The sequence below is a fragment of the Solirubrobacter phytolaccae genome, from assembly GCF_027587195.1.
In the GTDB taxonomy this organism is placed as follows: domain Bacteria; phylum Actinomycetota; class Thermoleophilia; order Solirubrobacterales; family Solirubrobacteraceae; genus Solirubrobacter; species Solirubrobacter phytolaccae.
Map to the genome: position 1 here is coordinate 1 of NZ_JAPDDP010000013.1, position 12,899 is coordinate 12,899.

Genomic DNA, 12,899 nt, shown 5'->3' on the forward strand with positions numbered 1-12,899 from the left:
AGTCCGCGCGGTGGGGCGGCGTGCCTGCGGCGGCGGCCGGCGTGTCCGCGGGGCGGGGCGGGGAGGCTTCGCCGGCGCGGCCCTCGCCGCCCGCCGCGAGGAGGTCGTCCAGCCTCGCCGTGATGGCGTCGGCGTCGAGCGCCGCGTTCGCACCCGAGGCGACCGCGATCTGGTTCTCGCCCGCCGCGTCGACCACGATCAGCGCGACCCCGGTCGGCGCGTCCACGCGGGCCAGGCCCGACACGTCGATGCCCTCCGCGCGCAGGGCGGCCTCGGCCTCGTCGCCCATCGCGTCCCGGCCGACGGCGCCGACGAAGCGCACCGAAGCGCCCAGCCGCGCGGCAGCGACGGCCTGGTTGGCGCTCTTGCCGCCGCCGTACGAGGCGAAGGTCCCACCCGCCACGGTCTCGCCGGCCGCGGGCAGGCGCTCGCTGACGACGACGAGGTCGACGTTGATCGAACCGACGACGACGACGTTCGGCACTCGTCTCAGCCTACGGGACCGCGGCGCGCGATCAGCACGCCGATCCCGTCCAGCACGCGATCCAGGCCGGACTGGAAGTTCTCGTCCGGGGACATGTCGTCCTCGAACTGGCCGGCGGCGAGCGCGCGCTGCACGTACGGGAACTCGGAGAGGTCGTGCTGCGGCGGGACGAGCGGCTGTGGCGGCGCGGCGGCGAGCGAGGTCTCCAGCCGCGACGCCCAGAACACGTAGCCGTTGACGAGCAGCACGAGGTCGGCGCCCTCGCCGTCCTCGAGCCCGGTGCCGTCGAGCACCTCGAGCCCGCGGTTCAGCCACGACAGCTGCGCGTGCGTGGGCAGCGTGCCGTTGATCGGGATGTCGACGCCCCACGGGTGCGCGCGCAGCATCGCCATGAACGTGTGCGCCCACTGCGAGAGGCCGTCGCGCCAGCCGTCGAACACGAGCTCGGGCGCCGGCCCGAGCGCGCGGTCGAGCATTCGCCACACGAGCTCGTCCTTGCTCGCCACATGGCGGTAGAGCGACATCGTCGTGAAGCCGCAGCGCTTCGCCACGGTCGCCATCGAGACCGCCGCCAGCCCTTCCGCGTCCGCGATCGCCACCGCCGCCTCGACGACGAGATCCACGTTCAGCCCTCTTGCCATATGGAAAGTGTATGGCGTACACTCGTGTGTATGGCATACACAATTGAGGTGGAGGGCCTGACGAAGGCCTTCGGCGACACGCGCGTGCTCGAAGGGCTGGACCTGCAGGTCGACGCGGGCGAGGTGTTCGCGCTGCTCGGCCCGAACGGCGCGGGCAAGACGACCACGGTGCGCATCCTCACGACGCTGCTTGCGCCCGACGGCGGGACCGCCCGCGTGGCCGGGCACGACGTCGTCAACGACCCGAACGCGGTCCGCGCCGCGATCAGCCTCACGGCGCAGGAGGCGGCGGTCGACGGCATCCTGACCGGCGCGGAGAACCTGCGGATGATGGCCCGGCTCCGGGGCGTGAAGCCGGGCGTCGCGGACGAGCTGCTCGACCGCTTCGACCTCGCCGACGCCGCCGATCGGCGCGTGGACTCCTATAGCGGCGGGATGCGCCGCCGGCTCGATCTGGCGATGAGCCTCGTCGTGCGCCCGCAGGTGCTGTTCCTCGACGAGCCGACCACCGGGCTGGACCCGCGCAGCCGCCGCGCGGTCTGGGACGCCGTCCAGACGCTCGCGAGCGAAGGCGTGACCGTGCTCCTGACGACGCAGTACCTCGAGGAGGCGGACCGGCTGGCGCAGCGGATCGCGGTGATCGACGGCGGCCGCGTGATCGCCCAGGGCACGGCGGCCGAGCTGAAGGCACGCGTCGCGAGTGAGACGCTCGAGATCCACTTCGCCGACAAGCCGGCGCAGCGCGTCCCGGTCAACGCCCCCGACGACGTGCGCCGCGCGCTCGAGCAGCACCCCGACGCGGAGCGCATCGAGCTCCACCGCCCGTCGCTCGACGACGTCTTCTTCGCCCTCACGGGCGCTTCGAGCGAGATCGCGGAGCCGGTGCGATGACCGCGTCGCTCACGTTCGTCGGCCGCAGCCTGCGCCACAGCGTCCGCTCCGTCGACGCGCTGCTGACCGCGATCCTGCTCCCCGTCGCGATCCTGCTGATGTTCGTCTACGTCTTCGGCGGCGCGATCGACGCCGGCGGACGCTACGTGGACTACGTGGTGCCGGGGATCATCGTCCTGTGCGTCGGCTTCGGCGCGGCGAGCACCGCGGTCGCCGTCGCGCTGGACATGACCACGGGCGTGATCGACCGCTTCCGCACGCTCCCCATCGCCAGCAGCGCCGTGCTCACGGGCCACGTCACCGCGTCCGTCGCACGCAACGTCGTCTCGACCAGCCTCGTGATCGGCGTCGCGCTGATCGCCGGCTTCCGGCCCGAGGTCGACCCGCTGCGCTGGCTGGCCGCCGCCGCGCTTCTGCTCTGCCTGATGACCGCGATCAGCTGGGTCGCGGCCGCCTTCGGGCTCTTCGCCAAGACCGTCGAGGGCGCCAACGCGATGACGTTCATCGCCGCGTTCGCGCCGTACGTGTCGAGCGGGTTCGTGCCTGCGGACAGCATGCCCGCCGGCCTGAGCTGGATCGCCGAGCATCAGCCCGTGACGCCGATCGTCGACAGCGTCCGCGCGCTGCTCATGGGCACGCCGGTCGGGAACTCGCTGTGGATCGCGTTCGCCTGGTGCGCGGCCGGGATCGTGCTCGGGCGCGTCGCTTCCAGCCGACTGTTCCGCCAAAGTTGAGGCGGTGCTCCGCGCCACACCGCAGGCCGTCCGCCGCCTCGCCATCCGCAACCAGCGCCTCGAAGGCCCGGCTCCGCGCCGCAAGCCGACGGCGCAAGACCTGCTCGAGACCGTCCGCGCGCTGCGCTGCCTGCAGCTGGACCCGACCGCGGTCGTCGCCCGCAACCACCTGCTCGTGCTCTTCAGCCGCCACGGCGCGTTCGACGAGCGCGCGTTCGAGCAGCTCGCCTACGAGGACCGGGCGCTGTTCGAGTACTGGGCGCACGAGGCGTCGTACGTCCTGAGCGAGGACCTGCCGATCCACCGCTTCGCCATGCACGAGCCCAGGTACCGCGGCCACCGCACGTGGTGGGACGGCGAGCCCGAGTTCCGTGCGCACATCCTCGAGCGGCTGCGCGAGGAAGGGCCACTGCGGGCGCGCGAGATCGAGGACAAGGCGACCGTGGGCTGGGAGTCCACGGGGGGCTGGACGAACGGCCGCACGGTCGCGCGGATGCTCGACATGCTGTGGGTCGCGGGGCAGACCGGGATCTCGCGCCGCGACGGCACCCAGCGCGTGTGGGACCTGATGGAGCGTTGCTGGCCACCGGATGCGCCGCGGGAGGAGCTCGACCCGCTCGAGGTCCAACGCCGCGCGGTCGTGCACGCGATCCGCGCCCTCGGCGCCGCGCGCCCACCGCACATCCGCAAGCACTTCACGCGCTTCCGCTACCCAGACCTGCCGATCGTCCTCGCCGAGCTGCACGCCGCCGGCGTGATCGAGCCGCTGGCCGTCGACGGGCTGGGGGAGGACTGGTGGGTGCTGAGCGAGGACGTCGAGGCGCTCCAGAACGTCGACGACTTCAAGCCCCGCACCGTGCTCCTGAGCCCGTTCGACAACCTGCTGTGCGACCGCGCGCGGACCGAGGCGCTGTTCGGCTTCCACCACCGGCTCGAGATCTACGTGCCCAAGCCCAAGCGGCGGTGGGGCTACTTCGTGCTCCCGATCCTCGACGGCGACCGGCTCGTCGGCCGCGCCGATCTGGCGATGGACCGCAAGCGGGGCGTGCTCGTCGCCCACGCCGTCCACGCGGAGCCGAAGGTGCCGCGCGGCGCGCGGCTCCCCAAGGCGATCCGGCGCGAGCTGGAGCGGCTGGCGGCCTGGCGCGGCGCCTCCGACGTCGAGGTCCGGAGCACCCCGGACATTTGGCCACTTTGACCTGACCTAGACCCCCTTTCTCATCGTCCCCTAATCGAGCGCCGGGATGGTCGGGCGTCTCACTGGGTTCAGTTCGAGGGGGTCAAGAAAGACATGGATCGTCGAAGCAGGCGCGCCCTAGGCGTCGCCTTGGTTGCGCTGGGCATCGCCGCGGCACCGGCGCAGGCTGCGCCGGGAGTCTCGGTGTCATCGCTCAGCTCGCTCAAGGCGGGAGCCACGGCAGGGACGCTGAAGGGCACGGTCGTCAATGACACCGGCGCCGCGAAGAGCGCGGACGTCGCGGTGCGGATCTTCCGCCGTGGCACGAACGCCGCCGTCATCGGTCGCACCTCGGTCAAGGTCGCGGCGCACGGCAAGGCCGACTACAGCGTGAAGGTGGCGCTGCCGTCGACGCTGGCGAAGGGCAACTACTACCTGGGCGCTTGTACGTCCTACGGCAAGGGCGACGGCTCGCTCGGCTGCGCGACCGCGCAGGACGAGGTGCTCATCAAGGGCGGCACGCCCGTCCGGCCCGCGCTGGCGCGCGCCGCGCAGGCGCCCGCCGAGTGCTCCGCCGGCGGCTACTCGCTGCAGCCGGCCGGCTCGCGCCTGTACCCGGAGACGGGCAACACGGGCTACCAGAGCCTCCACACTGACATCAACCTCGTCTACGACGCGCCGTCGAACCTGTTCCTCAACGGCACGTACGTGGACCTGCAGCAGAAGGCGACGCAGTGCCTCACGTCGTTCAGCCTCGACTTCGAGCGCACGAACGGCGTCACGTCGACCACGGTCCCGGGCCCGAACCTGACGGTCCAGGAGATCACGATCAACGGCGTCCCGGCGACGTACACCTTCAAGCAGCCGACCTACCCCGGCAACCCGAAGGGCCTGGACGATCCCGATCCGGCCGCGCACGCCGCGTCGAACTCCAACCCGGTCAGCGCGACCAACCCGAACCCGCCCGCGTGCGCCCCGACGGGCACGTCCGCGGCGCTCCAGGGCGCGCAGTGCCCCGCGACCAAGCTCGTGATCACGCCGTCCGCGCCGATCCCGGCCGGCACGGACTTCACGGTCAAGGTCAAGTACGTCGGCCGCCCCGGCGTCCACGTCGACGGTGACGGCGCGACCGAGGGCTGGTTCCGCAACAACACGCCGGTCGGCGACGGTGGCTTCATGACGACCGAGCCGGTCGGCTCGATGGCGTGGATGCCGCTCAACAACCACCCGACGGTCAAGCCGACCTACGAGTTCTGGAGCACCACCAACTGGGACTCCGCGACCGGCACCGGCCGCACGGCGATCTCCAACGGCCGCCTGATCGGCTTCACCGACAACGCCGCGGACACGAACTTCCCCGGCGGCTCGCGCACGTGGCACTGGAAGTCGCCCGAGCCGATCGCGAACTACCTCGTCGAGAACTCGATCGGCAACTACGAGATGACCGAGCAGGTCTCGCCGAGCGGCACCGTCTACTACATGGCGCAGGCCACGGGTATCACGGCCGCCCGCAAAGAGACCAACCTCGGGATCATGCGCCAGCACGAGAGCATCACGAACTTCCAGATCCCGTTCAACGGGCCGTTCCCGTTCTCGACCAACGGCGTCGTCATCGGCCTGCCGTCCGTGAGCTTCGCGGAGGAGATGCAGACCAAGATCACGTTCCCGGGCGGCTCGATCAGCCTGGGCACCTTCCACCACGAGAACATGCACCAGTGGTGGGGCGACAACGTGTCCGAGGACGTCTACGAGCGCACCTTCTTCAAGGAGGGCTACGCCGACCTGTCCGAGGGCTACAACACGGCGCGCACGGCGGCGACCACGGCGGGCGGCCTCGGCACGCCGGCCGGTGACGCGGCCTTCGAGGCCTCGCTGGTCACGCGCTTCAACAACACCTACAACTCGACGACCGCGAGCTGGAGCGTCGCGCCGTCGAAGCCGACGAACGCGAACCTCTTCGGCTCGCAGACGTACACCCGCTCCGGCCGCGCGTACATCGCGCTGCGGGCGATCATGGGCAAGGCCAACTTCGACAACGCGTCGAAGGAGATCCAGACCACGTTCGGCGGCTCGTCGATCACGGCCAAGCAGCAGATCGACATCTACAAGAAGTGGATGCCGATCAAGACGCAGGGCTGCCTGAACAAGCTCGACGTCTTCTTCACGCAGTGGTGGGACACGGCCTACACCGGCTCGCCCGCCGCCGGCAACAAGCCGCAGATCACGGGTCCCGGCCTCGCCGGCCCCGGCTTCTACGACGCCAACGGCGGCTGCCTGCCGTACGGCACCGACACCACGAGCACGCCCGGCGGGACCGTCGCGGCGACGCTGTCGCTGACGCTCGGCGCGCCCGGCACCTTCGCCCCGTTCATCCCGGGCGTGGCGAAGACCTACACGGCGACGACCGAGGCGACCGTCATCTCGACGGCCGGCGACGCGACGCTCACGGTGGCCGACAACAGCACGACCGCCCCGGGCTACCTGGTCAACAACACGTTCGCGCTGCCCAAGCCGCTCGGCGGCCTCGGCGTCATCAAGACGTACACCGGCCCGGTCAGCAACGACAAGGTCAACGCCACGTTCACGCAGGAGATCGGCTCGACGGACGCGCTCCGCACGGGCACGTACTCCAAGACGCTCACGTTCACGCTGAGCACGACCAACCCGTAGCTCCGAACTTAAACGTCCTGGACGTTTAAGTTCGCGCGCGCCGCGGTCTCCCACCCGGGAGGCCGCGGCGTTCGTCGTTAAGGGTGTGGTCAGCCGCACTGGACAGGCGCTTATGTACGACGTACGTTATGGACGTAACGTACACCGTACAGAACGAGGCTCGCATGTCCCTGAAGCGCTGGCTCCCGACGTTCCTCGGCTTCCCGCTGGGTGGTTTGATCGCGATCAACACGGTCGGCTCGGTCACCGGGCCGTTGTCGGGTGCGGCGGCGGGCGTGGTCGCGGGCGCGGCGATCGGGGCCGCCCAGTGGCTCGCGCTGCGCACGGACACGCGCTGGATCGCCTACACGGCGGCGGCCACCGGCGCGGGCGGCGCGCTCGCCGCGGCACTGGGCGCGGGTCCGATCGTCACGGGCCTGATCACCGGCGCGACGGTCGGCGCGGCGCAGTCCGCGCTGCTCGAGAGCCGCTCGCGCCCGGCGTGGATCGCAACGAGCTCCGCCGCTTGGGCGCTCGGCTGGTTCGTGACGTCGAACGTGATCGTGGACCTCGAGCGCGGCTACGCCGTGTTCGGCTCCAGCGGCGCGGTGCTGGCGACGCTGCTCACCGGCCTCGTCCTGAGGCTGCAGATCGCGCGATGATCGCCGCCGGCGTCTTCCTGGTCGCGGTGCCGATCGCCTTCAACGTCGCGTTCGCCCGCCTGGCGGCCACGTTCGACTACCCGGACGTGCTCCACCACCCGACGCACGAGGTCCTCGCCAAGTTCACCGCTGGCGGCCGCGCGCTCGTCCTCACCTGGTGGGCGTTCGCGATGACCGCGCTGCTGATGGTCCCGCTCGTCGTGCTCACGTCCGACGCCTACGACGCGACCGCGCTCACGACCACGGTCGGCGTCCTCGCCGCCGCCGTCCAACTCCTGGGCCTGATCCGCTGGCCGTTCCTCGTGCCGTACCTCGCGGAGCACGCCGGCGACCCTGCCACCGACATCCACTAGCGCCGCGTCAAGCAACTCGCGCTTCGCGGCGAGCCGTTGACCCGTCGCGGCGGATGTGGGATGAGCAGGTGAGGAGGGTCCCCTCGCCACGCGAGCGTTCACTTTTACCCCCTATGCGGGGAGAAAGTGAACGCTCGCGTGGCAGGCGGCGGTGCTCGTTTTGCATCGCGGAACGAGCCCTCGCGAATCGCTCGAAGGGAACGCAACGCGTTCCACAGTCCGGGGAACCCGGCTCATTCGCACTTGGGCGCGGGTGTGCTCGCCGTTTAGCCGCGCGTTCACCAACGCGAGGTACCCTCGCGTAGATGAGTGACGACGCGGCGGTCCCGCGCAACGCGCAGCCGTCGCCACTCCCGTGGGAGGGCAAGGCGCAGCCCACGGACAAGTTCCTGATGGGCGCGATCGTGCTCAGCGGGCTCTATCTGCTGGCGCTGATGCCGCTGACCCCGGGGCTGTTGGCGCATCCGTACGTGCTCGTGCTGCTCAAGGGCTCGATGAGCGGGATGGTCACGCTCGGCGGGATGATCCGGATCGGCGAGGCGTCGCTGCCGCTGGTGGTGCTGGTCTCGATCCCCGGGATGATGATGTTCGACTGGCTCTACTGGTGGGCCGGGCGGCGGTGGGGCCGGCGCGCGATCGACGTGTTCATCGGCAGCCACCCGAAGGCGGAGAAGCGCACGGCGCAGCTGGAGCGGCTGACGAGGCGGTTCGGCTGGCTCGCGATCATCATCGCCTACTTCCAGCCGGTCCCGAACGTGCTGATCTACGCGGCCGCGGGCTGGACGCGGATGAAGCTGTGGAAGTTCCTGCTGCTGGACGCGATCGGCTCAGGGTTGTGGATCGCGCTGTGCATCGGGCTGGGCTACGCGATCGGGCAGGAAGCGGTGGACACCGCGAAAGCGATCTCTCGCTACGGCCTGTACTTGGGCCTCGGGCTGATCGTCGTGGTGTTTGTGCGCCAGTACTACGTCGCCTCGCGCCAGGCGAAGCGACCCTAGTCGGCGTCGATCTCGGCGCGCAGGCGCTCGACCGCGGCGCTCACCGCTGCCCGGTCGCCGGCCTCGATGCCGGCCTCGGCGCGGCGTGCCGCGTCGGACGCCTCGGGCCGGCCGAACGTGCCCAGCGTGCCGACGAGCGTGTGCGCCTGAACCAGCGCCACGCCGCGCTCCGGCTCGCGTAGGTCAGCGGCGACGGCCGCCTCCAGCGCCTCGACGCGAGCGAGCAACCGGGGGCGCGCGCCCGTCCACAGGGCCGCGATCACGGCTTGCAGCTCTTCCGTTTCCTGCACGTGATCGATGGTAGGCGGGTACCGTGCAAACGTGGCGAACGCAGCAACTTTGGAGTCTGACCGACTCAGCGCTTTGCATGCGCTGAACATTCTCGATACACCATCAGAGGCGCGCTTCGACCGGTTGACCCGCATCGCGTCGGCGGCTCTGGACGCGCCGATCGCGACGGTGACCCTCGTCGACGAGCATCGCCAGTGGTTCAAGTCCTGCGTCGGTCTCGACGGCCGCGAGGATGACCGCGACGTCTCGTTCTGCTCGGTGGCGATCGAGAAGCCGGAGCCGCTGTTGATCCCGGACACGCTGCTCGACCCGCGGGTCGCGCACATGCGGGTCGTCACGGACGAGCCGTTCCTGCGCTCCTACGCCGGCATCCCGATCGCCACCGCGACCGGGTTCCGGGTCGGCACCGTGTGCATCGCCGACACGCGCCCGCGAACGTTCTCCGCTGCTGACGTCGGGTTGCTGGAAGACCTCGCCCGGATTGCCGAGGACGAGCTCAACCACAAGGAGCTGTCGGAGGCGCTGGCGTCCTGGCGGGAGAGCGAGCAGCGGTTCCGCGCCGTCTTCCACGACTCGACGATCGGCATGACGATGGTCAACGGCGAGGGCCGCCTGGTCGAGGCCAACCTCGCGTTCGCGGCGATGGTCAACATCCCGCCGGCCGAGCTGCGCGGTATCCCGATCATGACCCTGACGCACCCCGCCGACCGCGACAACGACAACATCAAGGAGCTCTTCACCGGCGAGATCGACCGCTACCGGCGCGAGAAGCGCTACGTGCGCCCGGACGGCACCTGGTTCTGGGGCGCGCTGACGGCGTCGATGCTGCGCGACCGCGAGGGCCGGCCGGACGTCTCGATCGGGATGATCGAGGACATCACCGAGCGCAAGGAGGTCGAGCGCATGAAGGACGAGCTCGTCTCCATCGTCGGCCACGAGCTGCGCACACCGCTCACCTCGATCCGCGGGTCGCTCGGGCTGCTCGAGGCGGGGATCGCGGGCGAGCTGCCGGCCGAGGCCGCCGACATGGTCGCGATCGCGCGCCAGAACACGGAGCGGCTGTCCCGGCTCGTCGACGAGACGCTGGACCTCGAGCGGCTGCAGGCCGGCCGCGTCGAGCTCAACGTGCGGTCGGTGACGCCGCCGGAGCTGCTGCAGAGCACGGCGCAGGTCGTCCAGCGCGTCGCCGACGACGCCGGCATCGAGCTCGTCTGGGAGGCCCCGGCCGACCTGCAGCTCTTCGTCGACCCCGACCGGATCGTCCAGGCGCTCGTGAACCTGATCGGGAACGCGATCAAGTTCTCTCCCGAAGGCTCGTCCGTGCGGACGATCGTCAAGGCCCACGGCAGCGAGGCGCTGTTCACGGTCCGCGACCAGGGCCGCGGCATCCCGCTCGACCAGCTCGACGCGATCTTCGAGCGCTTCCGCCAGGTCGACGCCTCCGACCACCGCGAGAAAGGCGGCACGGGCCTCGGCCTGCCGATCTCCCGCGCGATCATCGAGCAGCACGCCGGGCGGATCTGGGCCGAGAGCGTGCCCGGCGAGGGCTCGACGTTCCGCATCACGCTCCCGCTCCCGCTCGCCAAGCCGCCGATCGCCGTCTACGACCGCCGTGCCCCGCGACGGGAGGAGCTCGCCCGCGCCGCGCGCCGGATCGGGCGCCGGGTGCTCACGTTCTCGGACCCGGAGACGCTCGCGGAGGCCGACGGCTTCGTGCTCGTGCTCGTGGCCGGCGCGGGCCTCGAGGACGTCGACCCGGGCGTGCCGGTCATCCGCATCGAGGGTGAGGACGTCGACGCCGCGGTGGTCGAGGCGCTCAAGTGAGCGCGGGCCGGCTGCTGCTCGTCGACGACGAGCCCGACATCCGGATGATCGCGACGATGGCGCTGGAGCGCGTGGGCGGCTGGACCGTCACCGCCGCGGCTTCGGCGGGCGAGGCGATCGCGGCGGTGCGGGCGGACCTGCCCGACGTGGTCCTCCTGGACGTGATGATGCCCGACACGGACGGCCCGGCCACGCTCGCGCAGCTGCGGCCGCTGCTCGGCGACGGCGTCCCGGTGATCTTCCTCACAGCGAGGGGAGAGACCGACCATCTGCTCGCGCTCGGCGCGGCCGGCGTGATCGCGAAGCCGTTCGACCCGATCGCGCTCCCCGGCGCGGTCGCGGCGATCACGGCGCGCTGACGATCGTCCCGCGCACGGCGCCGAGCTCGATCGTGCCGGCGCGGCCGCGGAGCGTGACCGTGTCGCCGTCGTCCAGGAACGGCGCGCCCGACTCGAGCAGGCAGCCGTGCGTGCCCGGCTCGGACCCGCTGATCGTGCCGGAGGCAAACAGGTCGCCGGGCCGGACGGTCGCGCCGTTGACGGTCGCGTGGGCGAGCTGCTGCGGGAACGTCCAGTACAGGTGGCGCGCGTTGCCGTGCGTGATCGTCTCGCCGTTGCGGTCGACCTCGAGCGCGATGTCCAGCGCCCAGTCGCCGGTGGTGCGCAGGTACGCGTCCGGCTCGGGCTCCTGCTCGCGCGCGGGCACGAGGTACGGCTCCAAGGCGGCGAGCGGCGTGATCCAGGCGGACACGGACGTCGCGAACGACTTCCCCAGGAAGGGTCCCAGGGGGCGGTACTCGAAGCGCTGCAGGTCTCGCGCGCTCCAGTCGTTGACGAGCACGAAGCCGAAGACGTGCTCGCGGACGTCACCCGCCGCGATCGGGGAGCCGAGCTGCCGGCCCGGGCCGGTGACGAAGCCCAGCTCGAGCTCGAAGTCGAGCTCCTGCGTCGGCCCGTAGCTCGGCCGCAGCCCGTGCGGGCGGACGATCTCGGTGCCGCTGACGACGATCGACCCGGCGCGGCCGTGGTAGCCGATCGGCAGCGACCGCCACGCGGCCGGCAGCGGGTTCGGGTCGTCGGGGCGGAACCGGCGCGACACGTTCGTGGCGTGCTCGATCGACGAGTAGAAGTCCACGTAGTCGCCGACCGCGACCGGCAGCTCGGGCTCGTAGAGCGCGTCGAGCTCGACCGTGCCCGCCTCGAGCACGCGCGTGACCTTCTCGCGCACGTCCTCCCAGACCGGGCGGCCGAGCGCGAGGAACTGGTTCAGGGACGCGTGGTCGAACACGGGCGGCAGCCCGGGCACCCGGCTCAGGTCCAGCATGTGGTCCTCGTAGCGGACGACGCAGTGCCCGTCGACGACGCCGTAGGGCAGATGGTCGAGCCCGAAGCCGCTGCTCACAGCTCCACCTCGATCTCGATCACGGCGCCGTCGCGGCGGATCACCGTCACCTCGCCGAGCTGCTGGAAGAGCCTGAGCATCACGTCATTGTCGGCGAACAGCGAAGCGGTGAAGCGACGGATGCCGTTCGCGGCGGCCCGCGCCCGTAGCTGCTTGAGCAACTTGCCGCCCAGGCCGCGCCGTTGCCACGCGTCCACGACCGTCACCGCGGCCTCGGCGACGTGCGGGCGCTCGCGCTCACGCACGTAGCGCGCGACGCCCACGCCCTCGCGGGTGACGCCGTCCAGCGCGCCGACGGCCTCGTGGTCGACGTGGTCGATCTCGGTGAAGAAGGTCAGCTCGTGCACGTTCAGCGCCGGGCGCGGCTGCAGGAAACGCCGGCGCACCGACTCGCCGGACAGGTGCTTCCAACCCGCGACGAAGAGCGGCTTGTCCGCGGGCTGGACGGTGCGGATGAGGACCTCGGAGCCGTCGCTCAGGCTCACCAGGTCGGCGGTGTCGTCGCGCGTGAGGCCGCGCTGGTAGGCGGCCGCGGCGGCTTCGGCCTCCTCCTCGGTGTCGTGGCGCGAGACCGGCGCGGCTTCCCCGCGCAGGCGGACGAAGTACCCGCCGGCAGGGCTCGGCTCGACATAGCAGCGCACGGCCTAGCAGGGTAGGACCGGGGCGCAGAGTGCCCGAAGGGCCGCCCGTCCACCCGTCCAGACGGACTTGACAGCGGCAGCCTTCGCGGGAGACGATCGGGTTGGTTTGGTCACACAGGGCGGCATTCGGATCTTGGTCACAGCCGCCCTCGC

At 71.2% G+C, this 12,899-nt stretch carries 14 protein-coding genes; 9 read left to right on the forward strand and 5 right to left on the reverse strand.

Annotated elements, in window-relative coordinates; genetic code table 11:
- Positions 1 to 484 (reverse strand): PfkB family carbohydrate kinase (locus tag OJ997_RS09080; RefSeq protein ID WP_270024757.1); only part of this gene is annotated, 484 nt, incomplete at its 3' end.
- Positions 485 to 489: 5 nt separating this feature from the next.
- A complete protein-coding gene (locus OJ997_RS09085; protein ID WP_270024758.1) occupies positions 490 to 1,125 on the reverse strand; it encodes a TetR/AcrR family transcriptional regulator in 636 nt (211 codons plus the stop codon).
- A 30-nt stretch (positions 1,126 to 1,155) separates the two neighbouring features.
- On the opposite strand from OJ997_RS09085, the gene OJ997_RS09090 reads away from it, so the two are divergent.
- The 7 genes from OJ997_RS09090 (at position 1,156) to OJ997_RS09120 (ending at position 8,589) form a co-directional block, all read left to right on the forward strand.
- Positions 1,156 to 2,016 carry an ATP-binding cassette domain-containing protein gene (locus OJ997_RS09090; RefSeq protein WP_270024759.1) on the forward strand — a complete coding sequence of 287 codons (861 nt, stop codon included), beginning with the start codon at positions 1,156 to 1,158 and terminating at the stop codon, positions 2,014 to 2,016.
- Positions 2,013 to 2,750: an ABC transporter permease gene (locus OJ997_RS09095; protein ID WP_270024760.1), complete on the forward strand. Its 738-nt coding sequence runs from the start codon at positions 2,013 to 2,015 to the stop codon at positions 2,748 to 2,750. The genes OJ997_RS09090 and OJ997_RS09095 overlap by 4 nt, the downstream gene beginning before the upstream one ends.
- Positions 2,751 to 2,754: 4 nt before the next feature.
- The gene (locus tag OJ997_RS09100; RefSeq protein WP_270024761.1) at positions 2,755 to 3,948 is read left to right on the forward strand and encodes a winged helix-turn-helix domain-containing protein; all 1,194 of its coding nucleotides are present in this window, start codon (positions 2,755 to 2,757) and stop codon (positions 3,946 to 3,948) included.
- 183 nt (positions 3,949 to 4,131) lie between these two features.
- Positions 4,132 to 6,597: a M1 family aminopeptidase gene (locus OJ997_RS37475; protein ID WP_270024762.1), complete on the forward strand. Its 2,466-nt coding sequence runs from the start codon at positions 4,132 to 4,134 to the stop codon at positions 6,595 to 6,597.
- A gap of 164 nt (positions 6,598 to 6,761) precedes the next feature.
- Complete coding sequence (locus OJ997_RS09110) at positions 6,762 to 7,238, forward strand: hypothetical protein (RefSeq protein WP_270024763.1); 477 nt, start codon at positions 6,762 to 6,764, stop codon at positions 7,236 to 7,238.
- Entirely contained in the window at positions 7,235 to 7,591 is a 357-nt protein-coding gene (locus OJ997_RS09115) for a DUF4386 family protein (RefSeq protein WP_270024764.1), read from the forward strand. The genes OJ997_RS09110 and OJ997_RS09115 overlap by 4 nt, the downstream gene beginning before the upstream one ends.
- A 305-nt stretch (positions 7,592 to 7,896) precedes the next feature.
- Positions 7,897 to 8,589 carry a DedA family protein gene (locus tag OJ997_RS09120; RefSeq protein ID WP_270024765.1) on the forward strand — a complete coding sequence of 231 codons (693 nt, stop codon included), beginning with the start codon at positions 7,897 to 7,899 and terminating at the stop codon, positions 8,587 to 8,589.
- On the opposite strand, the gene OJ997_RS09125 is transcribed toward OJ997_RS09120, so the two are convergent.
- Positions 8,586 to 8,879 (reverse strand): Hpt domain-containing protein, encoded by a 294-nt coding sequence (locus OJ997_RS09125; protein WP_270024766.1) that lies wholly within the window; start codon positions 8,877 to 8,879, stop codon positions 8,586 to 8,588. The two genes, OJ997_RS09120 and OJ997_RS09125, sit on opposite strands and share 4 nt — an antisense overlap.
- A 7-nt stretch (positions 8,880 to 8,886) precedes the next feature.
- On the opposite strand from OJ997_RS09125, the gene OJ997_RS09130 reads away from it, so the two are divergent.
- Together OJ997_RS09130 and OJ997_RS09135 are read left to right on the forward strand one after the other, a co-directional pair.
- Entirely contained in the window at positions 8,887 to 10,704 is a 1,818-nt protein-coding gene (locus OJ997_RS09130) for a GAF domain-containing sensor histidine kinase (RefSeq protein ID WP_270024767.1), read from the forward strand.
- Entirely contained in the window at positions 10,701 to 11,063 is a 363-nt protein-coding gene (locus tag OJ997_RS09135) for a response regulator (protein WP_270024768.1), read from the forward strand. Before OJ997_RS09130 ends, OJ997_RS09135 begins: the two co-directional genes overlap by 4 nt.
- On the opposite strand, the gene OJ997_RS09140 is transcribed toward OJ997_RS09135, so the two are convergent.
- Together OJ997_RS09140 and OJ997_RS37480 are read right to left on the reverse strand one after the other, a co-directional pair.
- Positions 11,050 to 12,105 carry a fumarylacetoacetate hydrolase family protein gene (locus tag OJ997_RS09140; RefSeq protein ID WP_270024769.1) on the reverse strand — a complete coding sequence of 352 codons (1,056 nt, stop codon included), beginning with the start codon at positions 12,103 to 12,105 and terminating at the stop codon, positions 11,050 to 11,052. The two genes, OJ997_RS09135 and OJ997_RS09140, sit on opposite strands and share 14 nt — an antisense overlap.
- Positions 12,102 to 12,746: a GNAT family N-acetyltransferase gene (locus OJ997_RS37480; protein WP_270024770.1), complete on the reverse strand. Its 645-nt coding sequence runs from the start codon at positions 12,744 to 12,746 to the stop codon at positions 12,102 to 12,104. The genes OJ997_RS09140 and OJ997_RS37480 overlap by 4 nt, the downstream gene beginning before the upstream one ends.
- Between the last annotated feature and the right edge of the window lie 153 nt (positions 12,747 to 12,899).

Coding starts and splice junctions, on each gene's coding strand:
- OJ997_RS09085 (WP_270024758.1), bottom strand. CDS start 1,125: ATGGCAAGAGGGCTGAACGTGGATCTCGTCGTCGAGGCGGCGGTGGCG.
- OJ997_RS09090 (WP_270024759.1), top strand. CDS start 1,156: ATGGCATACACAATTGAGGTGGAGGGCCTGACGAAGGCCTTCGGCGAC.
- OJ997_RS09095 (WP_270024760.1), top strand. CDS start 2,013: ATGACCGCGTCGCTCACGTTCGTCGGCCGCAGCCTGCGCCACAGCGTC.
- OJ997_RS09110 (WP_270024763.1), top strand. CDS start 6,762: ATGTCCCTGAAGCGCTGGCTCCCGACGTTCCTCGGCTTCCCGCTGGGT.
- OJ997_RS09115 (WP_270024764.1), top strand. CDS start 7,235: ATGATCGCCGCCGGCGTCTTCCTGGTCGCGGTGCCGATCGCCTTCAAC.
- OJ997_RS09120 (WP_270024765.1), top strand. CDS start 7,897: ATGAGTGACGACGCGGCGGTCCCGCGCAACGCGCAGCCGTCGCCACTC.
- OJ997_RS09130 (WP_270024767.1), top strand. CDS start 8,887: ATGGTAGGCGGGTACCGTGCAAACGTGGCGAACGCAGCAACTTTGGAG.